This window comes from Paenibacillus sp. FSL R10-2199, assembly GCF_038000235.1.
GTDB lineage: Bacteria > Bacillota > Bacilli > Paenibacillales > Paenibacillaceae > Paenibacillus_AQ > Paenibacillus_AQ phytohabitans.
On sequence record NZ_JBBOBO010000002.1, the window covers coordinates 1,107,669 to 1,127,290 of the forward strand.

Sequence of the window (19,622 nt, forward strand, 5' to 3'; positions counted from 1 at the left end):
CGGACCGGGTGCCTCTGTTTCCTTACAGCTACCGTTAATCCGCTACCAGCCGATGGCTGAACCGTCACAACGCGGGTCCGTACCGCCGCTGCGGTAGCCGTTGCCGTCAATCGAGATGGCGTGGGCATGGCCCATAACACCATCATAGCTTCCGACCGCACGGACCAGATGCCCCGCTTCTGCCAATTCGGCCTGCACGCCTGCTGCCACCCGGCTCTCTATCTTCAGCTCCTGGGTGGGCTCTCCCCAGGTTCTGCCCCAGACGAAGCGGGGTTCATTCACTGCCGTCTGCGGGTCCATACCGTAATGAAGCATCCGGGTCAGCAGCAGCGTCTGGGTCTGTGGCTGACCCTCGCCGCCCTGCGTGCCATAGAGATAGGCAGGCTTGCCGTCCCGGCAGGCCATCGCCGGCATCAGTGTATGGAACGTGCGCTTATGCGGCTCCAGCGTATTAATATGACCGGGATCAAGCGAGAAGAAAGAGCCTCTGTTCTGCAGCAGAATCCCCGTATCTCCGGCCACAACCCCGGAGCCGAATTCGAAGTACAGGCTCTGGATGAACGAAACCGCGTTGCCTTCCCCGTCCACGACTGCTGCGTAGGCCGTATCCCGGCCGACCGGCTCACTGCCGATAGCCAGCGCCTGCTGCGGGGAGATGGATGCCGCCAGCTGTGCTGCATACCCCTTATCCAGCAGCTGATCCAGCGGAATCCTGCTGAAGGCCGGATCGGTCAGCACCCGGTCCCGGTCACGGAAGCTCAGCTTCAGCGCCTCCGCCAGCAGATGATAATACTCATACGAGCCGTGCCCGATGTCGGCAAAGTTATAACGCTCCAGTATATTGAGTGCCATAAGTGCTGTGAAGCCCTGCGAGTTGGGCGGAACCTGATAGACCTTGTGCCCGTGGTAGTCCGTAGACAGCGGCTCTTCCCAGTTCCCCCGGTGATCGGCGAAATCATCCCGGGTGAGATATCCGCCCGACGCCTGCATATACTCACTTATCTCTTCCGCGATCTTTCCCTTATAAAAAGCATCCCGGCCTCCGGCGGCCAAGGCCCGCAGCGTCCCGGCCAGCTGCCGCTGCACAAACCTCCCGCCCGCCGCCGGAATCCGGCCGCCGGGAAGATAGATCGCCGCTGCCTCAGGAGACAGCGCGGCTCCGGCCAGAACGCTGCCACCGTGCTGGTCCGGTGACAGCGGAAATCCATCGGCGCAGTAGCCGATTGCCGGCTCCAGCACCTCAGCCAGGGTCAGCCGTCCATACTCACGCTGGACGGCCTCCCAGCTGTCCGCCATTCCGGGTACCGTAATGGCGCTGCGTACACCCCGCCGCGGGATGGCCATCTCCCCCGCGTAACAGTCCCTGCGGACGGCGTAGCCGGATCGTCCGCTGCCGTTGTAGGCCCGGACGCGCCCTTCACCGGCGCTGTAGCCCAGCCAGAAGGCGTCGCCGCCGAGCCCGGTCATATGTGGATAGACTACAGCCAGCGCGGCGCTGACTGCAACCGCCGCATCATAGGCGTTGCCGCCTTTTTCCAGCATCCGTGCTCCGGCGGCGGATGCCAGATAATGGGGACTGACCACCATCGTTTTCGTGCCGATTACAGGTCCTGTCGTCAAGCTGACCATCTCCCATTCCGATGTCGTTCAAGTTAGTGTCATTTAACAGTACGCTCGAAACCTTTGTCAATCGGTTCCGGGAAACCGTAAATTCACGCTGTTATTTTTGTGAGCCATGCACAAAATTTACGTCTATAAGAGCCTGTAATATAGAACCGGGCATATGAATTGTATAGAATAAGCTGATCAAGCGGCCAAGCACCATTCCGCGCTGCGGAATCCACTTACGAAATGGGGCCTATCCTCTAATGAAAACTACCGGTAACGAATACATCCAGATTGCTATGGCTATGTCCAGAACAGGCATCCTCGGCTATGGCGGCGGACCGTCCGTCATCCCGCTGATCCGGCATGATGCCGTAACCCGCTATGGCTGGCTGAGCGATGAGGAGTTCGGCGAGACGCTTGCCATTGCCAATGCGCTGCCGGGTCCGATCGCTACCAAAATGGCCGCTTACCTCGGCTATAAGCTAAAAGGCGTCCGGGGAGCCATCCTCTCCGTGCTGGCACATATCTTTCCCAGCGGAATTGCGATGATCGCGTTGTTATCTGCCGTAAATTACTTAAGCGGTTCCAAGGTTGTAGCCGGAATGATTGCTGCGGTTTCCCCTGTGATTGCGGTTATGCTGGGAATGATGGCTTATGAGTTTGCCCGTAAGGCTTTTAAGGGCCTTGGTGTAATGATCGGGGCTGGCTTCCTGCTGCTTGCCCTGGTGCTGCTTGAAGTGCTGCATCTGCATCCAGCCATAGTCATCGTGCTATACCTCGGTTATGGAACGGTCCATTACCGGATACTCGCGAAACAGAACAAAGGGGGGACCGCCTAATGGAATGGCTCAAGCTGATCTACGGTTTTTTCATGGCCAACCTGCTCGGCTACGGCGGCGGCCCCTCCTCCATTCCGCTAATGTACGAAGAGATTGTGCCGCATTACGGCTGGCTGACCGATGAAGAATTCTCCAATATGCTGGCGCTCGGCAATGCGCTGCCTGGGCCGATTGCCACCAAAATCGCTGCTTATGTAGGCTACGATGTCTATGGCTGGCCCGGACTGGCCGCTGCACTGCTGGCGACGATTGTCCCTTCCGCTGCTGCGCTGATCATCCTGCTGAACGTGATGCAGAAATACAAGCAGTCGCCTGTCGTCAAAGGCATGACGCTGCTTGTCCAGCCGGTTATCGCCATTATGATGGTTGTGCTTACCTTCAAAATGGCCAAAGGCCCGGCAGATTCCATCGGCATCTGGCAGACCCTGATCATTGCCGCAATAGCCTTCTGGGCGCTGAAGCACTTAAAGCTCCACCCCGCGCTGGTTATTCTCGCTGCTTTTGCCTATGGCGGGCTGGTGCTGCAGTACACGGTCTAGCTGACTCTCACGTTCCCCCTGGCTGACAACCTTCTCCGCAGCCGACGCTCACTTCAGAATATATTGCGACAGCACCGCCTGCACCTCATAGATATTGACGGACTTGTTGAAGGTTTTCTTCAGCGGGACCGCCGCACCGGACACATAGAGGCACAGCTCCGCATCGAGGTCGAAATGTCCGGCCGTTTCCACCGAGTAATGGGTGATGCTTTTGTAGGGAATCGAATGATATTCCGTTTTCTTGCCGGTCACCCCCTGCTTATCTACGAGGATCAGGCGTTTGTCCGTAAAAATGAACATATCCCGGATCAGCTTGTAGGCGCGTTCGATCGTTTCCTGCGGGGCCAGAATCTGCGCATATTCCCGCTTCACATCTTCCAGCGGGACCTGGGAAGCATTGCCCAGCAATCCGTTAAAAATCGCCATCATAATCCCCTTTTCCTATAATAGATTGGCAGCAATTCCTCCTCCGCCATAGTCCATACTACTTGCGGATTTATGGATTTATACCAGAGTAAGGGGATTTCCCCCTTGCTTATTCCCGGCTTATTGGTTAAAATGACTTTAAATTTAGAAAAGGAGGTGTAGGAGAATGGATCACAATCGGACCAATAGTGTTAGCAGCCGGCTGATTAATATTATGGCTGGCATCGTTCATGTAAATGCCCACAACGGGAGAACTCTGTCCATTTACACGAACTTAATAACACTACAACATTGTGAAATGCCTTTCTCGCCTACACTTCAACGGATCTCATAAACCGGAGAATACTCAGGCCGCGGGGAAATTTCCCTGCGGCCTTTTTATGTTGTTTTGTAGTAGTCAGGGCGTTCCTATAAAAGGAGAATATCTATGATCATCTCATGCCAAAATGTCCAAAAATACCACGGTGCCCAGCTTGTTCTGGAGAACATCACCTTCGATATCCGCCAAGGCGAAAAAATCGGCCTGATCGGCCGCAACGGCTGCGGTAAGACCACCCTTTTCCATCTGCTGAGCGGGGAAGAACGTCCCGATCAGGGACAGATCTCCATCCGCCGGAACAGCGTCATCGGACTGCTCGCGCAGATCCAGGAGGCGAGTGACGATGAAACCGTATATGCGGTTCTGCAGCGCAGCTTCGCGGAGCCCTTGCAGTGGCAGCGCCGCCTGCGGGAGCTGGAGCAGACAATGTCCGCTTCCGGTGCAAGTGACGATGAACAGGCCTGGAACCGGCTGCTTAAGGAATACGGCAACCTGCAGGAGAAATTCGAAGCCGCTGGCGGATATGAAATTGAATCCTCCATCAGCCGTATTGCCACCGGCCTTGGCATTGGAAGCGGCCAGTATGACCGCCGGTTCTCTTCCCTCTCCGGCGGGGAGAAAACCAAGGTTGGCCTCGCCGAGCTGCTGCTGCGCCGTCCAGATATTCTGCTGCTCGATGAGCCGACCAACCACCTCGATATGGATGCTATCGAATGGCTGGAGCAGTTCCTGCAGAGCTATGACGGCACTGTGCTGGCCATTTCCCATGACCGTTATTTCCTTGATGCCGTCGTTAAGAAGGTCATTGAGATCGAAGACGGGGAAGCCTTCACCTTCCATACGAATTACAGCGGCTATCAGGTCGAGAAGGAGGCCAGACTCCTGCAGCAGTTCGCTGACTATCAGGAGCAGCAGAAGAAGATTAAGCAGATGCAGGAGAGCATCAAGCGGCTGATTGAATGGGGAAAGCTGAATCCGCAGAACGTTTCGTTCCCCCGCCGCGCAGCCTCCATGCAGAAGGCGCTGGACCGGATGGTCAGAGTCAAACGTCCGGTTCTGGAGCGCAAGTCCATGGATCTGCAGCTGGAGCAGGATGACCGGACCGGCAATCAGGTCGTAATCCTTGACCAGATTAGCAAAGCCTTCGGAGAGCGCAAGCTCTTCTCGGCAGCCAGTGACATTCTCAGATATGGAGAGACTACGGCACTGATCGGCGGCAACGGCGCAGGCAAAAGCACGCTGCTGCGGATTATTCTCGGGCAGGAAGCCCCGGACAGCGGCAGCTGTACGCTGGCTTCCAGAGCCGTTGTCGGCTACCTGGCCCAGGAAGCTGTACCGGAGGAGAACGGCCAATCCGTGCTCCGTTATTTCCGCGAGGAAGCAGGACTTGAAGAAGGCGAGGCCCGCGGGCAGCTGGCCCGGTTTCTCTTCTACGGCAGTGATGTATTCAAGAACATCACCAATCTCTCCGGCGGAGAATGGACACGGCTGCGCTTCGCGGTGCTGATGCACCGCCGTCCGAATCTGCTCATTCTGGATGAGCCGACCAACCATCTCGATATCGATTCCCGCGAAGCGCTGGAAGAGGCGCTGGAGGAGTTCCCCGGGACCGTGCTGGCTGTATCGCATGACCGTTATTTCATTAACCGCTGCTTCGGAAAGCTATGGAATATTGATGGCGGACAATTCTCATCCTTCTCCGGGAATTATGAATATTACAAGGAGAAGCAGGCTGAGAAAGCCGCGGCTGCCGAACGGCAGGCTGCAGCTGCAGCAGGTAGTATGGCTGCTGCCGTCATTAAGCCCCGCCCATCCGGTGGTGCCGCATCCGCCGCTCCTTCCCGCAAGCCCCGTCCAGCCATCTCCTGGGAACAGGACATTGCTGCTGCAGAGGCTCAGCTCAGTGTTATCGACGGCGAGATGCTGAACCCGCAGTTTGCCAGCGATTCCGGGAAGCTGGCTGAGCTTATGACGGCACGGGATGCCGCGCAGCAGAAGCTGGATGACTTGTACAGCAGCTGGTTAAGCGAAGCGGATAACTCTTAATTCGTTTATGTTAATTCTTTTGCATTTATTCTTTAGACTGATTTCTAATCCCATAACAGAGGTGAGCAAGGTGACATTAACCCCGGCGATAGCACAATACTGGGAGTCTTATCTGCAAGACCATCCTAAGGCAGCGGAGAATTTCGACAGCGCCTGGGCTTTTGGCGACAACCCCCGGCTGGCCGATGAACTGCTGGAGCTGGTCCTGGCTGGGATCAAGACCGGAACGGCACAAAATTATGAATTGAATGAAGCACACGGTACGCCTCTGCCCTTTGTGGGCGGGCTATCCGTGCTGCTGGACAGTACGGGGCTGCCGCGCGGAATCATCGAGACTACGAAGGTTGAGATTGTTCCGTTTGCGGATGTAACGGCTGAGTTCGCGTATTCTGAAGGGGAGGATGACCGCAGCCTCGAATCGTGGCGCTACAACCATGAAGTGTTTTTCACCAGAGAACTTGAGGGTGAAGGTAAGCCATTCGACCCGGGTATGCGGGTCATCTGCGAGACCTTTAAGCTGGTGCATATCAATAAAGAACTGTAAATCCTAGCACTTAAAAAGGCTGCTTCTTCGTAACCGAAGAGGCAGCCTTCATTGTATAGTTGCAAGTTAGTATAAGGTTAGAGCTTCAGCGATGAATCTTAAAATTTCCAGATGCCCGTAATCCAGCCGATAACCGAGATCCATAATGGAATACTGATTAGGACGCCCCATACCAGGCCGGTGGCAATATTACCTTCTGCAGGACGTGTTACACCTTCCTGCGTCAGCGGAAGTCTTAACTCTTCTTGTTCCATGCGATCCCCTCCTAAAATTGTTATCGACACAGCAGAGGAAAAAATGTAGACCGCCTGGCCCAAAAAGTTGTGTTTCTGATAAATTTTTAGATATAAAGGCTCAGCGGTTGATTAATGCAAAGGCTTACATAAATAATATTAACCAATTTTTGTCTACTTTAAAACTTATATACTCCTGGTCATCTATTATATGCAGTACTTTAGTCCAATATTACTGCCTTTTCAGGATTATGTAAATATTGGAACAGTGTGTGCAGCTGCTCCGCCGTATTGCGCTCCTCAGACAGTTCAGGCAAGGCATCCTCGGCAAAAAAGCCTACCCCGCTTGTCTCCACACCCGCTTCCGCTGCCCCGCCGGTAATCCGGCACAGGATGAACATTTTGTAGACATGATAAGGCTCCGGGGGATGCTGGTGAAACTTCTTGTCCAGCACAGCGAGCAGACGCACGGCCTCTGCCTGATAGCCGGATTCCTCGGCAATCTCTTTAACAACTACCTCGCTTGGAGACAAGCCGATGTCCGCCCAGCCCCCGGGCAATGCCCATTTCCCGTCCAGCTTCTCGTGTACCAGCAGAATCCGGTTATCCTGAAAAATCACTCCGCGGATATCCACTTTCGGTGTGCTGTATCCGCCCTCTCCCGCGAAGGAGAGCCGGATACGTTCCTTGCTCTCATACGTATAGTTAGCCAGAATATCTACGCTCAGCTCCCGCAGCGCCTGGTAACGTTCGATATCATATACATCCTTGGCATAGGTCAGACCGGTCTGGGCAATCCCCTGTATTTCTTTGGCCCAGGTTAACCATTTCTGTTCCATAAGTACACCGCCTTTAATCAGATATGGGATAGAACATACTTTTACAGAACTCCAGCAGCTCCATTCATTATATTAATATTAGAGCTACTCACACAGCATCAGATGACGGGAGAACGCGCCCTTCTTCGCAATACAACGGTCGATGATCGTGAAGCCGGCGGAGTGAATCATTTCATCCATCGCTTCAATCGCCACAATCACAACCCGGTCAGCAATCCGGCGGGTATGGGTGAGAATGGCAAACTGCTCCTCAGGGGTAATCCGCGAATACAGATTATAAGGCATATCCACAATAGCAACATCGTAATGCTCCGTAATGTCGGCAATATCCCCGAGCGTGACTTCACTCTCGAAGCCGAAATGGGCGATATTCGTCCGCGCTCCGGCAGCAATAAGCGGGTTAATATCACGTCCTACAATATCAATCCCCATAGACAGTGCCTCAACCATTACTGTACCAATCCCGCAGCAGGGATCTATCATCTTCACTCCGGCTATGCGGGGAACCGCCATATTGACCGCCGCCCGTGCCACCCGCGTGCTGAGTGCTATGGAGTAGCTGCGCGGCTTTTTCATCTGCCGGAACCAGGTTGCCTTATTCTTATGATAAGCGCCGAAGTACCAGCGTCCGCCCAGCGTTACAATTCCATACACCAGCTCCGGATGATTCACATCCGCCTCGCCTTCAATCCGCAGGCCGATTTCCCGTTCAATCACTCTGCGCTCATCGTATTCAATTTTATGCTCAGGTGCCAGATCATTCGTCTTCACAAAAATAACCTTAAAGGTCTTCCCCTCCAGCTCCACCTGCTCCGTCTGCCGGTAGATTTCCGGGAGCGTGTCCCCTTCATACATCACATCAATCCGCTCTTTGATAAAAGGGCTGCGGCTGACGTCCACCCGGGTCCCGCTTGAGAATATAGCCGGCGGGATCTCCCGTCCAAACAGGCAGCGCAGCTCCATACCGCATAGGGATGTCTCATCCTCAGAATGGGCGTACGTATAGATATAAGACCTGTTTCCGGACTGGGGCATTTGTGCTTCATATTCAAGACTTGCTGGTACATTCGCTGACACTGTTATTCCGCTCCTATCGCTTCCGCCGCTGGCGGCGCTTCTGTTTCTGATTCTATACTCAACTTTTCCGGGCTATCGGCCGGTTCAACATCCTCATGCCCGCTATCATAGTTGATCCTTGCCTTGGCGATTTCGCCACGGTTTCCATTCACCCATTCTACCAGTAAAGTCAGCGGGCCAAGAAGAGATTCACCTAGCGCTGTAAGACCGTACTCTACAGTTAAAGGGACTGTGGGGGTGGCCTTGCGCCAGACCAGCCCATCACGTTCCAGATGGCGGAGCGTCTGGGTCAGCATACGCTGAGAGATACCGCTCGAACGGCGCTGCAGTTCCTTGAAACGCAAAGACTGCACACCAAGGTTCACAATAATCAGCATACTCCATTTATCGCCAACACGGTCTAGGATCTGCCGGGTAACCGCGCAATCCTCCAGCATAGTCAGTTGAGAGACTGCTTGTAATCCATCATTCGATTGATTGTTCAAGGTAGTTACCTCCATGTAACCTAAGCAGCTAATAGTGCCTTCTTGCCGCTTAAGCTAACTAAGTCTATCATGGTTACTGTTAGTAATCAACAACCTGAAAGGAACTGGTGAACCATGAAAACAATCGCTATCGTAGGCGCAGGACCGGGTCTGGGGTTATCCATTGCCAAGAAGTTTGGCGCACACGGCTTCCGTGCCGCTTTGATCGCCCGCAACGCGGACAAATTAAATAATTTAGTAGAGAAACTCGCAGCACTGGGCATTGAAGCTGCTGCCTTTCCGGCGGACATCTACAATAAAGAGCAGCTGACCGCTGCCTTCCAGGACATCAAAGACAACTACGGCTTCATTGATGTCCTGGAGTTCAGTCCAACCAGCGGCAGCTATCCGCCGACTCCGGCAACGCAGGTTACGGAACAAATTGCCCTTGACGCGTTCCAGTCACAAGTCATCGGCGCGATCCGCAGTGTGGAGCAGGTACTGCCGGAGATGCTGGAGAAGAAAACCGGCGCTCTTTTATTCACAACCGGCCTGTCTTCCCTGTACCCGATCCCTATGATGGGCAATATGGGAATCGCACTCAGCGGGCTGCGCAACTACGCGATGAATTTGCACTCGGATCTGGCCCCGCAGGGCATTTATGTAGCCCATCTGGCTATCGGCGCATTTATCAGGCCGGGAACTGCGGCCGATCCGGATCTGATTGCCGATGCATGGTACAATCTGTACGCTGCCGGAACCGAGGCCGAAGGTACATTCCCCCAAGGTGTTACACCGGCCACCATCCTCTGGTAAGGGGCTTGAACAATCCTTTTTGATCCCTAATGATATCTCCAGTATAATGGATGCATTACACTGCCGAACCTAAGCCGTCCGGACCTGTTATCTTGCCCTGGCATGATACGGGTCTTGGCGGCATTATGCAGCGATTCCAAGGAGGTACATAATTACTATGTCTTACGAAACTTATTTTCAGACTGAGCGCGAGGCTCAGCTAACCGAACTCAAGCAATGGCTGGCAATTCCCAGCATCTCGGCTATCTCTACCCACAAGGAAGATGTGAACGCCGCCGCAGGCTGGCTGGTAGAGACCCTGAAGCGTGCCGGACTGGACAATATTGAGCTGCATCCCACTGCAGGCCATCCTGTTATATATGCAGACTATCTTCATGCCCCGGGCAAGCCGACGATTCTGGTGTACGGACATTACGATGTACAGCCGGTTGATCCGCTGAATCTGTGGACTACCCCTCCGTTTGAACCGGAGATCCGTGACGGCAAGCTGTACGCGCGCGGAGCCACTGATGACAAAGGCCAGGTGTTTATGCACATCAAAGCCATCGAAGCCATTCTCAAGCAGGAAGGCACACTTCCGGTCAACATCAAGCTGTGCATCGAAGGCGAGGAAGAGATAGGCAGCGTGAACCTGCCTCCATTCCTGGAAGCCAACCAGGACAAACTTGCGGCAGATGCCGTACTTGTCTCGGATACCTCCCTGCTGGAACGCGGACGCCCTGCAATCTGCACCGGACTGCGCGGACTGTGCTCACTTGAAGTCACTGTGAATACCGCACTGACAGATCTTCACTCCGGCTCTTACGGCGGCGGCGTTCCCAATGCGCTGCATGCCCTGGTGTCGCTGCTCAGCTCGCTTCATGATGACAAGGGCCGTGTGTCCGTTGAAGGCTTCTATGAAGGCGTGCCTACGCTCTCCCCGCTGCTGCGTGAGGAATTCGCCAAGCAGGGCGTAGATGAAGACAAAATCAGAGCAGGCCTTGGCCTGGAGCAATTATACGGCGAGGAAGGCTACAGCTTCGTAGAACGGGTTGGCGCACGTCCGACGCTTGAATTGAACGGCGTGTACGGCGGCTTCCAGGGCGAAGGCAGCAAGACCGTTATTCCGAAGGAAGCCCATGCCAAAATTACCTGCCGTCTTGTCGGCGACCAGGATCCGCAGCATATCCTGGATGCTGTAGAAGCGCATCTGCAGGCTAATATCCAGAGCGGCGCGAAAGTGCATGTGAAGCAGATGGAGAAAGCCCGCGCCTTCAACATCGATCCTTCTCATCCAATTCTGCAGACTGCTGCAGATGCTTACGGCAAAGTGTACGGCACCCGCGCCCTCTTCACCAAAGACGGCGGCTCGATCCCGATCATGGAGAGCTTCTCCCGCATCCTTAAGGCTCCAGTGGTTCTGATGGGCTTTGGCCTCGACGACGAGAACCTGCATGCTCCGGATGAGCATTTCAATCTGGAGAATTTCGATAAAGGCCTGCTGACGATTGTGGAGTTCCTGAAGACCGTATAATCCGGCACAGCAATTTCCAAGCTGATCCACAATAGCTGCAACAGCAAAGCCAGGCTCCCGGAGAATCGGGACCCTGGCTTTTTGAGGATCATAATACGTGATACGTATGACTGCCCTATAATCCTATTCTCGCCTGTTGTATAACGAAAACAAACAACAAAAAAACCCTTGCGGACAAGGATTTGCAATATAAATATGGAGCGGGTGATGGGAATCGAACCCACGCTATCAGCTTGGAAGGCTGAAGTTCTACCATTGAACTACACCCGCAACTCAAATTGAGTACAAGAAACATTGTAGCATTACTACGAATAAATTGCAACCCTAGCAGGATCTCCAAGATCACATTACGATGGCATTTCCAGCAGCGGCTTCAGAAAAGACAGTTCGAACTCCTCTGCCTTGACCGGCTTGCTGAACAGAAACCCCTGGGCTTCATGGCAATGCTGCTGGCGCAGGAATTGCAGCTGTTCCTTATTCTCAACGCCTTCCGCAGTTACCTTAAGCTTCAGGTGGTGAGCCATGGACGTTATCGTGGAGACAATCGCCGCATTGTTGCTGTCCTCCATCACTTCCGAGACAAAGGAGCGGTCAATCTTGAGCCGGTCAATCGGCATGTTCTTGAGATAATGCAATGAGCTGTAGCCTGTACCGAAATCATCAATACTGATACATACGCCAAGTCTCTTCAGGCGGTTCAACTGGTCAAAGGCAGTCTCCTTATCCAGTGTCATGCTCTCTGTAATCTCCAGATCAACATAGCTGGGATCGAGACCGATCTCCTGCAGAATTGCCCCAATCTTACCAGCCAGATTCGGCTGCAGGAACTGACGCATCGATAGATTAATAGAGACACAAATGGGCCGATAACCGGCATTTTGCCATGTTTTATTCTGCTGGCAGGCCGTTCTGAGCACCCATTCCCCGATTGGAACAATCAGCCCGCTCTCTTCTGCGATTGGAATGAAATCAACGGGAGAGACGAGTCCGCGTTTGGGATGATTCCAGCGCAGCAGCGCCTCCATGCCGACAATCTCTTCAGTCTCGAGCAGTACTTGAGGCTGATAGACGAGATAGAATTCGTTACGCTCCAGGGCTCTGCGCAGATCATTCTCCAGCTTGAGGCGTTCCTTCGCCTTCATCTGCATAGCCGGAATATAGCGGCGGATATCCACCCCTTGCTCCTTGGCATTGTGCACAGCAGTATCCGCGTTCTGAATTAGCTGCTCTGCCGTATCACCGTCTCCGGGGAAGATGCTCATCCCCAGACTAAGCGAAATGTGATATTCTCCGGACTCGAGGCTTACGGGTGTCTCGAACAGCCGCAGCAGCTCATTCGCCCGGACCAGACAGTTCTCAAGACCGGTCCGTTCTGTCATCAGAAAAGCAAACTCATCCGCTCCCATACTATAGAGCTCTTCATTCACTCTAACCTGATTCCCGATCCGCTGGGCGACCAGCTGCAACAGCAAATCTCCTGCATAATGTCCGAGGGAGTCATTAATATTCTTGAAATGATTGATGTTCATGATGACCAGGCCCGAGAATCCGCGGCTTTTGTCCTTCTCACTCTGGATCACGATCTCTTCCATACGCTGCATCAGGCGGCGTCTGTTCGGAAGACCTGTAAGATCATCGTGGAAGGCCAGATAATTAATCCGGGCCTCTGCCTGCTGGTTCTCCTCAAAGGGCTCCTCTATCGTCAACCTGTAGACACCTGTGAGCAGAAGATAATAAGCCACTCCGCTGCTGAGCATCCCGAACAGATAATCCATATCTCCGACACTGAACAGATTCATGAAGAAGACCTGGCCTAGTGCAAAGAATACAAGGGAGCGGATAATAATCAGCAACGAAGCCGACTTCTCAATTTTGCCCGGATATACAATAATTCCCACTCCAAGCAGATAAACGAAAAGCACGGCCATATTCACCAGATCTCTTACTGTCTCCACCCACGGATAACCCGCCAGTCCAGGGATAATCAGGTTGCCGGCGCCAAACGCTGCCGCAGATAGCAGAATTAACATAAATGAATTCCGGAATACCTTGTGCTTGCTGTCAACCGACACCGGCTGATCTGCCCTGCAGAAGATAAGTACGATCCCCAGCGCACTGGCAAGCCGCGAGAAGGTCAGCAGCCATAGGGACTGTCCGGGACTAATATAAGAGGCAACTCCGGGAATGCCTACAAAACTGAGAACATGCAGGAAATCAAAGATGCTTACACCCAAAAACAGCGCGGATGTATAAAGTCTTGCTTTGGATAATTTATTGGAGAATAACAACCTGCCCTGGGCAAAAATCGCAAAGCCGAAAGCCACAGTGCAGCAGCCCGAAATAAGATAGAATGCCAGCAGTAAATCTTTATCCTCTATATGGCCCAGCGGTGTACGAAAAATCTGGATCAGAAGGAACAGCGCAGCCCCTATAACCGCCGCATGAATGGTCTTTCTCTCTTCTTGTCTCATAAGTCCCTCGCGTCTAAAAATGATATCTATAATAACTAGTCGATGTGTATTATGTCCTATGTATAAATATCGGTTGAATACCCCCGTAAAGTTACATCGTTCATCCTACAATATTATAAAGAAGCCATCTCTGGCAGAAAAAAAGCACCTTCCTCTAAATAGAGGTCAGTGCTTTCTTCTTCCGGACGTTTATTTATCCCCGAAATTAACCTCAGGTGTAGTCAGCTTGTCATAGAAGTCAACCGCCTTGTCTTTATCGGCTGAAGAACGCAGCGCCATCGCCGAGCGCGGATGCTCGTCCAGTGTTCCCGTAATCATGTATGGGATGATATATCCCCACTCTTCCTTCTCGCGCAACGGAATCATCAGGTTCTCAACGATATCCAGAACGGGACGGAGGGTGTATCTGGTGTTCTTCAAATGGGTAACCAGCAGCTCTGTAGGACAATTGCCGGCAGCACGGCCCATGCCGTAGCAGGAAGCGTCCAGCAGTTCGACACCTTTTTCCGCTGCAATCAGTGTGTTGGAGAAGGCCAGCTGCAAATTGTTATGCGTATGTACACCCAGGCGCTTATCCGGCAAATGTGTTCTGAACTTCTCTACCAGGTAATGGATGTCATTGTGATCCAGACTGCCGTAGGAATCTACGATATATACAACATCAACAACGCTTTCGCGGATTTGTTCGAACGCTTCCAGCAGTTCATTCTCCATGACATTGGATAGAGCCATAATATTAATCGTAGTCTCATACCCCAGATCGTGGAAGGTCTGCACCAGCTCAAGCGCCTTGTCCACATCTTTGCTGTAGCAGGCTACACGAATCAGATCCAGCATACTCTCACTGCGGGGCAGGATATCATTCACGTCTACACGGCCGATATCGACCAGTGCCGACAGCTTGGTGTGGCCTTTTTGCGGAATAACCTTGCGCAGGAAATCATCATTCAGAAAACGCCACGGACCGGCACCCTCCGATCCTTTCAGCAGCTTCGGTGAGTTTTTATATCCGATTTCCATATAATCAACACCGGCTTCATTCAAACCAGCGTATAATTTCTGAACAAATTCAATACTGAAATCCCAGTTATTCACCAATCCCCCGTCACGGATGGTACAATCGACAATTTTGCTATGATTAGTCTTCACAATCTGTTCTCCCTTCGGGCTTAGCTTCATATTATATCCTCATAATAAACAAGGCCACAAACTTACTATGCTTACATTATCGTTCAATCATACTTTAATGAAGAATAAATTGTAAAGAAAATTTCAGTAATTTCCATATAGATTTCAGGAGACCAATACAATGATATTAGTCACAGTAAAGTTCCTAACAAAATGCTACAGTACAAGAAATAATTGAGATTGATTATCAATCTCTCTCGGAGGGATTACAATGGCTTCTGCATCCTGCTCCTTGCTGCGTTTACAACCGGGCACTACCGGCTCTATTTATAGAATCGAAGGCATGAACCCCATCTTGCGCCGCCGCCTTGCCGATCTGGGAGTATCCGAAGGTGTAATGATCCGCCTGAAGGGTAAAGGTCCTTTTATGGGCCCCATTACGCTGGAATGCAACGGTCAATTATTCGCTATCCGCCGGAAGGAAGCTTCGATGATTGAGGTGAAAGTTTCATGAGCTCCATCGCCCTTGTAGGGAATCCAAACACCGGAAAGACCTCGCTTTTCAATACACTCACATCTTCGTATGAATATGTCGGGAACTGGGCAGGCGTTACTGTTGAGAAGAAGGTCGGCAGCCTGAAGAACGGAGCCGGCAAGCTGATCGACTTACCCGGAATCTATTCACTTCATCCGCTCTCCCGCGATGAGGGCGTAGCCGCCCAATATCTGATCGAAGAATCACCCGAAGCACTCATCAATATTGTCGATGCATCACAATTGGAACGAAATCTGCTGCTTACCCTGCAGCTGCTCGAATACGGCAAGCCGATTGTACTCGGATTGAACATGATCGATGTTGCCAATGCCCGCGGAATTCAGGTCAACCCTGAAGTACTGCAGGCACAGCTTGGGATAACCGTGTTACCGCTGATTGCCAGAACAGGCAAAGGCAGCAGCCAGGTGCTCAGCGTTCTGGAGAAGCCGGCTAATATTCCGCCTGTGAGCTTCCATCTGAATTATGGTGAACTCGTTGAAGCGACGATAGCTTCTATTTCAAATCAACTGCAGCAGATCTCCGGGCTGCCTAACCTGCGCTGGGTTTCCCTGCAGCTGATGGAGCAGAATCCGGTAGTACTGGAGCTGCTCAAGAAACGTATGGATACTTCTGAGCTGATGCTCCTCTGCGATGCCTGCCAGACCCAGCTGCAAAAGCAGAAGCTGGCGCTTACCCTCCCGCAATGGATCCGCTCCATCCGCATGGACTACATCCGCAGTGTATGCGCGGCGGCCATCGATGCGACGAAGCAGAAGCCGCATAATCTGACGGAGCGGCTGGATTCCATCCTGACTCACCGTTTTCTGGGATTGCCTCTGTTTATCGTCTTTATGTATGCTATGTTCAAAACGACCTTTGACTGGGCAGGCGGACCTTTATCGGATCTTCTGGACGGCTTTATTGGGGGCCCTCTCAGTGACGGAGCCAACTCATTGCTGCAGGCGATCGGTGCATCAGGCTTTACTCATGCTTTGATTGTCGATGGTATTATCGGCGGTGTCGGCGGCGTGCTTGTCTTCGTTCCCCAGATTTTCATTCTGTTCCTGATGATCTCCTTCCTGGAGGATTCCGGTTACATGGCACGCGTCTGCCTGCTGATGGACAGCACGATGGAACGGATGGGCCTGAACGGCAAAGCCTTTATCCCTTTCATTATCGGCTTCGGCTGTAACGTGCCGGCGATTATGGCTGCGCGCAGTATCGAACAGCCCAAAGACCGGATGCTGACAACACTGCTTATGCCGCTGATGTCCTGTTCAGCCCGGCTGCCGGTGTACCTGCTGTTTGCAGCGGTCTTCTTCCCGGCCCGGCAAGCAACTGCGGTGCTGGCGATGTATGTGATGGGAGTAGTCTTCGCCCTGATTCTGTGTAAATTATTCTCCAAACATCTGTTCAAGAATGAATCCTCCATCTTCATCATCGAGCTGCCGCCTTACCGGATGCCGCAGTTCAAGACACTAGGCCGCAGCACCTGGGAGAAGGGCAAAGGCTTCCTGCGTAAAGCAGGAACCATCATTCTTGCCGGTTCGGTCATTATCTGGCTGATGTCCTACGCGGGTCCTGCCGGATTCAATGTAGAGATGGACCACTCGTTCCTGGCCAAATTCGGCGGGCTGATCGCACCGCTGCTGCAGCCGCTCGGCTTCGGCACCTGGCAGGCCGGTTCCACACTGGTTCCCGGCTTCCTCGCCAAAGAGGTTGTGGTCTCCACCATGAATATCATCTACCATGCGCCGGATAGCGCAGGGCTGGAAGGACAAATTGCTTCAGTCTTCACACCGCTTAGTTCGATCAGCTTCATGGCCTTCATCCTGCTCTATATTCCTTGCCTGGCCACGGTCGGAGTAATCAGGAAAGAGACGGCATCCTGGAAATGGACCTTCTTCTCCATGGGATATTCACTGGTACTGGCGTATGCCGTGTCACTGGTTATTTTCCAGGGCGGCCGGCTGTTGGGATGGTCGTAGAGGCAGCAAGTCCAAGATTTACTGAGAGGAAGCGAGAGCAGCAATGATAGTCAATATTCTGATTGTAGCGCTTATCTTCGGGTACTCCGGCTGGATGCTGTACCGTCATGTTCAAAAGGGCAAAGAAGGCGCCTGTGCCGGCTGTGACAAAAGCAAAACCTGTTCGGCCGCATCGCTGGATTCACCTTTGTCCTGCTGCGGAACTACAGCCGATCCCAAACACTAGATCCGTCTGCGTCTCTAGAGAAAAGAATACAATTCGTTTAGAATCCTTGGCATGCGGGTATGTTAGTTATAAGCAATTACAGCCAGACCATACCAAGGAGGAATTACCATGAACACCAAAAAGACATTGTTTACTACGGTAGCATTGGGAGCAGCCTACTTGCTGAAGAATAAGAATACGCGGGACAAGATCATGAATGGGGTCCAGTCCTTTACTGCACAGATGAAAGCCAGAAAATAGGATGTAACTCAAACTAAACTCGCTTCTTTCAATAATAGTCCAAGCTTAAACAGCCGCAGTCCCGGGAATCCGGAGACTGCGGCTGTTTAGCTACATACGGGTCATAACAAGTTTATGAAGAGAACTGTGCAGTATCTGCCTCGAATCCAGAGCCAGGAGCTAAGCGGAGCAGATATTCCAGCAGCGTACGCACCATCACACCCGTTGCCCCCTTGGGGTTCACTCCCCGCTCTTTCGACAAAAATGCCGTTCCGGCAATGTCCAGATGAATCCATGGCAGACCTTCGGCAAATTCGCCGATGAATAATCCGGCTGTAGTAGCTCCGCCGTATCTTCCGGCAGCATTGCGGATATCGGCGACCTCGCTTTTTAGCATCTCGCGGAATTCCGGATAGACGGGCAGGGCCCATATCTGCTCGCCTGACAGCCTGGAGGCCTCCAGAAGCTCCGCCAGGAACTCTTCATCATTCGTTACAGCGCCCGTAGCCACATCGCCCAGAATGGACAAGACGGCCCCGGTTAGCGTGGCGACATCAATAATCCGTTCCGCCCCCCACTCCCGCGCGTACGTGATTGCATCTCCCAGAACCACTCTGCCTTCCGCATCGGTATTCAGCACTTCAATCGTTCTTCCGCTGAGGGAGGTTATAATATCACCAGGTTTAAAAGAATTGCCTGCCGGCATATTCTCCGCCGACGGAATAAGCATGACCACGTTGATCCGGGGGCGCAAACGCCCCAAGGCCTCCATGACTCCGAGTACTGCGGCTGCACCGCCCATGTCACTGATCATATCCTCCATCCCAGGAGCTCTTTTGAGCGAAATACCTCCAGTGTCGAAGGTGATGCCCTTGCCGACAATCCCCACCACATTCTCCCACTGATTGGTTCCCTGATAGCGAATGGCTATCATACGCGGCGGATTCACACTGCCTTTGCCTACGGCCTGTAATCCGCCCATTCCCTTAAGCTCAATCTCACGTTCATCCAGCACCTCAGCAGGAAGGCCGTGGCGTTCGGCTACTTCTATGGCTGCTGCCGCAAGCTCTGAAGGGGTCAGCAGATTACCCGGGAGATTGGTTAAGTCCCTGGCCAGATTCGTCGCTTCCCCAAAAGCCTGCCCCCGCAACACGCCTGATTTCCAGCGCTCATCCTCTGACTCTTCGGTCTGACGCTCCATATGCAGCCTTACGGCGCTTAAGCCGGCGTAGCCCGGCTGCTCCAGCTTGTATTGTCTACGGCGGTAGGCCCCAAGGACCAGGCCTTCTACAAGGACCTGGCCTGCTGTCTCTGCCTTCAGGGCCTCAGGCAGCTGGTTCAGCTGATCGGGGATCTGCACGATCAGGGTAGCAGCCTTCAGTCTGTGAGCCGCCCTGGCGGCCTGTGCCATCATCAGCCGCAAGTCATGGGCTGATGCGCTGCCATTGCCGCTTCCGGCCAGAATCACAACCGGCAGCTCCGGACGGCCAGTCACCGGCAGCAGGTGAATTTGCCCCAGCTTGCCGCTAAACAACCCTGCCCTGGACAACAGGATGATCCTCTCCGCCCATTCGGCCGAAAGTCCTTCTCCCTGCGCCTGTGCCTCCGAGACTATGAAACATAAGGCATCGCCTTGCAGCGAAGCTGCCTCTGAACCGCTGCTCCATTCAATATTCATGCTGCATCCCTCCACTGACTCACTGTATTATTCCAAATAACGCAGACAGGGCTGATCTCCCGCACATGACCGTGCACTGCAGGAATCAGCCCTTAATATATTGATTATAACCCG

General features: G+C 53.0%; 19 protein-coding genes and 1 tRNA gene. 10 read left to right on the top strand and 10 right to left on the bottom strand.

Translation table 11 applies throughout. The annotated features are described in order from the left end of the window. Positions 1 to 42: 42 nt before the first annotated feature. Positions 43 to 1,587 carry a gamma-glutamyltransferase gene (gene ggt, locus NYE33_RS32575; RefSeq protein WP_341070077.1) on the bottom strand — a complete coding sequence of 515 codons (1,545 nt, stop codon included), beginning with the start codon at positions 1,585 to 1,587 and terminating at the stop codon, positions 43 to 45. 281 nt (positions 1,588 to 1,868) lie between these two features. Here ggt and NYE33_RS32580 point away from each other — a divergent pair, with 281 nt between their 5' ends. Continuing rightward, complete coding sequence (locus NYE33_RS32580; RefSeq protein ID WP_039301445.1) at positions 1,869 to 2,447, top strand: chromate transporter; 579 nt, start codon at positions 1,869 to 1,871, stop codon at positions 2,445 to 2,447. After that, positions 2,447 to 2,986: a chromate transporter gene (locus tag NYE33_RS32585; RefSeq protein ID WP_039301448.1), complete on the top strand. Its 540-nt coding sequence runs from the start codon at positions 2,447 to 2,449 to the stop codon at positions 2,984 to 2,986. Before NYE33_RS32580 ends, NYE33_RS32585 begins: the two co-directional genes overlap by 1 nt. 48 nt (positions 2,987 to 3,034) lie before the next feature. On the opposite strand, the gene NYE33_RS32590 is transcribed toward NYE33_RS32585, so the two are convergent. Then, positions 3,035 to 3,412: a PH domain-containing protein gene (locus tag NYE33_RS32590; protein WP_039301572.1), complete on the bottom strand. Its 378-nt coding sequence runs from the start codon at positions 3,410 to 3,412 to the stop codon at positions 3,035 to 3,037. A gap of 427 nt (positions 3,413 to 3,839) precedes the next feature. On the opposite strand from NYE33_RS32590, the gene abc-f reads away from it, so the two are divergent. Together abc-f and NYE33_RS32600 are read left to right on the top strand one after the other, a co-directional pair. Beyond that, on the top strand, positions 3,840 to 5,777 hold the full coding sequence (gene abc-f, locus NYE33_RS32595; protein WP_341069457.1) for a ribosomal protection-like ABC-F family protein: 1,938 nt from the start codon (positions 3,840 to 3,842) through the stop codon (positions 5,775 to 5,777). A 61-nt stretch (positions 5,778 to 5,838) separates the two neighbouring features. Beyond that, the gene (locus NYE33_RS32600) at positions 5,839 to 6,321 is read left to right on the top strand and encodes an ASCH domain-containing protein (protein ID WP_341069460.1); all 483 of its coding nucleotides are present in this window, start codon (positions 5,839 to 5,841) and stop codon (positions 6,319 to 6,321) included. Between the two features lie 98 nt (positions 6,322 to 6,419). Here the strand turns inward: NYE33_RS32600 and NYE33_RS32605 are convergent, their stop codons facing one another. The 4 genes from NYE33_RS32605 to NYE33_RS32620 all read right to left on the bottom strand — a co-directional run bounded on the left by NYE33_RS32605 (position 6,420) and on the right by NYE33_RS32620 (position 8,970). After that, positions 6,420 to 6,575 carry a hypothetical protein gene (locus NYE33_RS32605; RefSeq protein WP_156122990.1) on the bottom strand — a complete coding sequence of 52 codons (156 nt, stop codon included), beginning with the start codon at positions 6,573 to 6,575 and terminating at the stop codon, positions 6,420 to 6,422. Positions 6,576 to 6,775: 200 nt separating this feature from the next. After that, positions 6,776 to 7,393 (bottom strand): NUDIX hydrolase, encoded by a 618-nt coding sequence (locus tag NYE33_RS32610; protein WP_340947495.1) that lies wholly within the window; start codon positions 7,391 to 7,393, stop codon positions 6,776 to 6,778. Between the two features lie 84 nt (positions 7,394 to 7,477). Continuing rightward, a complete protein-coding gene (locus tag NYE33_RS32615) occupies positions 7,478 to 8,428 on the bottom strand; it encodes a TRM11 family SAM-dependent methyltransferase (protein WP_340948984.1) in 951 nt (316 codons plus the stop codon). Positions 8,429 to 8,472: 44 nt separating this feature from the next. After that, positions 8,473 to 8,970 (bottom strand): winged helix-turn-helix transcriptional regulator, encoded by a 498-nt coding sequence (locus tag NYE33_RS32620; protein ID WP_341069462.1) that lies wholly within the window; start codon positions 8,968 to 8,970, stop codon positions 8,473 to 8,475. Positions 8,971 to 9,069: 99 nt separating this feature from the next. Here NYE33_RS32620 and NYE33_RS32625 point away from each other — a divergent pair, with 99 nt between their 5' ends. Together NYE33_RS32625 and NYE33_RS32630 are read left to right on the top strand one after the other, a co-directional pair. After that, the gene (locus NYE33_RS32625) at positions 9,070 to 9,750 is read left to right on the top strand and encodes an SDR family NAD(P)-dependent oxidoreductase (RefSeq protein ID WP_042134503.1); all 681 of its coding nucleotides are present in this window, start codon (positions 9,070 to 9,072) and stop codon (positions 9,748 to 9,750) included. Between the two features lie 157 nt (positions 9,751 to 9,907). After that, positions 9,908 to 11,263, top strand: a complete 1,356-nt coding sequence (locus NYE33_RS32630) for a dipeptidase (protein WP_042134502.1) — start codon at positions 9,908 to 9,910, stop codon at positions 11,261 to 11,263. Between the two features lie 196 nt (positions 11,264 to 11,459). Here NYE33_RS32630 and NYE33_RS32635 read toward each other — a convergent pair. From NYE33_RS32635 to NYE33_RS32645, 3 genes are all read right to left on the bottom strand, one after another. Further along, a tRNA-Gly gene (locus NYE33_RS32635) sits at positions 11,460 to 11,533 on the bottom strand. Between the two features lie 77 nt (positions 11,534 to 11,610). After that, positions 11,611 to 13,734 (bottom strand): putative bifunctional diguanylate cyclase/phosphodiesterase, encoded by a 2,124-nt coding sequence (locus NYE33_RS32640; protein ID WP_341069465.1) that lies wholly within the window; start codon positions 13,732 to 13,734, stop codon positions 11,611 to 11,613. Between the two features lie 189 nt (positions 13,735 to 13,923). Then, positions 13,924 to 14,883, bottom strand: coding sequence for an aldolase catalytic domain-containing protein (locus tag NYE33_RS32645; RefSeq protein WP_179093653.1), 960 nt, complete (start codon positions 14,881 to 14,883; stop codon positions 13,924 to 13,926). Positions 14,884 to 15,133: 250 nt separating this feature from the next. Here NYE33_RS32645 and NYE33_RS32650 point away from each other — a divergent pair, with 250 nt between their 5' ends. The 4 genes from NYE33_RS32650 (at position 15,134) to NYE33_RS32665 (ending at position 17,851) form a co-directional block, all read left to right on the top strand. Beyond that, positions 15,134 to 15,376, top strand: coding sequence for a FeoA family protein (locus tag NYE33_RS32650; protein ID WP_042134498.1), 243 nt, complete (start codon positions 15,134 to 15,136; stop codon positions 15,374 to 15,376). Continuing rightward, positions 15,373 to 17,385: a ferrous iron transport protein B gene (gene feoB, locus NYE33_RS32655; protein ID WP_042134496.1), complete on the top strand. Its 2,013-nt coding sequence runs from the start codon at positions 15,373 to 15,375 to the stop codon at positions 17,383 to 17,385. The genes NYE33_RS32650 and feoB overlap by 4 nt, the downstream gene beginning before the upstream one ends. A 43-nt stretch (positions 17,386 to 17,428) precedes the next feature. Beyond that, complete coding sequence (locus NYE33_RS32660) at positions 17,429 to 17,611, top strand: FeoB-associated Cys-rich membrane protein (protein ID WP_039301473.1); 183 nt, start codon at positions 17,429 to 17,431, stop codon at positions 17,609 to 17,611. Between the two features lie 108 nt (positions 17,612 to 17,719). Beyond that, entirely contained in the window at positions 17,720 to 17,851 is a 132-nt protein-coding gene (locus NYE33_RS32665; protein ID WP_256704057.1) for a hypothetical protein, read from the top strand. A gap of 112 nt (positions 17,852 to 17,963) precedes the next feature. Here NYE33_RS32665 and NYE33_RS32670 read toward each other — a convergent pair whose 3' ends face one another. Then, on the bottom strand, positions 17,964 to 19,508 hold the full coding sequence (locus NYE33_RS32670; protein ID WP_341069468.1) for a leucyl aminopeptidase: 1,545 nt from the start codon (positions 19,506 to 19,508) through the stop codon (positions 17,964 to 17,966). Positions 19,509 to 19,622 lie beyond the last annotated feature (114 nt).

Excerpts from the sequence above, each read along its gene's own strand:
- ggt (WP_341070077.1), bottom strand. The coding sequence starts at position 1,587 with ATGGTGGTCAGTCCCCATTATCTGGCATCCGCCGCCGGAGCACGGATG.
- NYE33_RS32580 (WP_039301445.1), top strand. The coding sequence starts at position 1,869 with ATGAAAACTACCGGTAACGAATACATCCAGATTGCTATGGCTATGTCC.
- NYE33_RS32585 (WP_039301448.1), top strand. The coding sequence starts at position 2,447 with ATGGAATGGCTCAAGCTGATCTACGGTTTTTTCATGGCCAACCTGCTC.
- NYE33_RS32590 (WP_039301572.1), bottom strand. The coding sequence starts at position 3,412 with ATGGCGATTTTTAACGGATTGCTGGGCAATGCTTCCCAGGTCCCGCTG.
- abc-f (WP_341069457.1), top strand. The coding sequence starts at position 3,840 with ATGATCATCTCATGCCAAAATGTCCAAAAATACCACGGTGCCCAGCTT.
- NYE33_RS32605 (WP_156122990.1), bottom strand. The coding sequence starts at position 6,575 with ATGGAACAAGAAGAGTTAAGACTTCCGCTGACGCAGGAAGGTGTAACA.
- NYE33_RS32610 (WP_340947495.1), bottom strand. The coding sequence starts at position 7,393 with ATGGAACAGAAATGGTTAACCTGGGCCAAAGAAATACAGGGGATTGCC.
- NYE33_RS32615 (WP_340948984.1), bottom strand. The coding sequence starts at position 8,428 with ATGCCCCAGTCCGGAAACAGGTCTTATATCTATACGTACGCCCATTCT.
- NYE33_RS32620 (WP_341069462.1), bottom strand. The coding sequence starts at position 8,970 with ATGGAGGTAACTACCTTGAACAATCAATCGAATGATGGATTACAAGCA.
- NYE33_RS32625 (WP_042134503.1), top strand. The coding sequence starts at position 9,070 with ATGAAAACAATCGCTATCGTAGGCGCAGGACCGGGTCTGGGGTTATCC.
- NYE33_RS32630 (WP_042134502.1), top strand. The coding sequence starts at position 9,908 with ATGTCTTACGAAACTTATTTTCAGACTGAGCGCGAGGCTCAGCTAACC.
- NYE33_RS32640 (WP_341069465.1), bottom strand. The coding sequence starts at position 13,734 with ATGAGACAAGAAGAGAGAAAGACCATTCATGCGGCGGTTATAGGGGCT.
- NYE33_RS32650 (WP_042134498.1), top strand. The coding sequence starts at position 15,134 with ATGGCTTCTGCATCCTGCTCCTTGCTGCGTTTACAACCGGGCACTACC.
- feoB (WP_042134496.1), top strand. The coding sequence starts at position 15,373 with ATGAGCTCCATCGCCCTTGTAGGGAATCCAAACACCGGAAAGACCTCG.
- NYE33_RS32660 (WP_039301473.1), top strand. The coding sequence starts at position 17,429 with ATGATAGTCAATATTCTGATTGTAGCGCTTATCTTCGGGTACTCCGGC.
- NYE33_RS32665 (WP_256704057.1), top strand. The coding sequence starts at position 17,720 with ATGAACACCAAAAAGACATTGTTTACTACGGTAGCATTGGGAGCAGCC.
- NYE33_RS32670 (WP_341069468.1), bottom strand. The coding sequence starts at position 19,508 with ATGAATATTGAATGGAGCAGCGGTTCAGAGGCAGCTTCGCTGCAAGGC.